Annotated in this window: 1 pseudogene; it reads left to right on the top strand. The window is 43.0% G+C overall.

The features are described from left to right. Positions 1–300: pseudogene (locus tag C1G53_RS11185) on the top strand (2',3'-cyclic-nucleotide 2'-phosphodiesterase); the annotation flags it as partial.

Raw genomic sequence — 300 nt, 5'->3', positions numbered from 1 at the left:
TTCTTATCGAAGAAGCAAAAAAAGAAAATCCAAATGTCGTATTGGTAGATAATGGAGACACCATTCAAGGTACTCCTCTTGGAAATTACAAGTCTATCGTTGATCCTATTGAAGAAGGTGAACAACATCCTATGTACGCCGCCTTAGAGACTCTGGGATTTGACGTCGGCACACTTGGCAACCACGAATTTAACTACGGCCTTGCCTACCTCGAAAAAGTAATTCGTACAGCCAACATGCCTCTAGTCAACGCCAATGTCCTCGATCCGACTACGAAAGACTTTCTCTACACCCCTTATA

It is taken from the genome of Streptococcus suis, assembly GCF_002960445.1.
GTDB classification, from domain to species: domain Bacteria; phylum Bacillota; class Bacilli; order Lactobacillales; family Streptococcaceae; genus Streptococcus; species Streptococcus hyiners.
The sequence above is the reverse complement of the archived record's forward strand: the minus strand, read 5'-3'. Positions and strand labels throughout refer to the sequence as shown.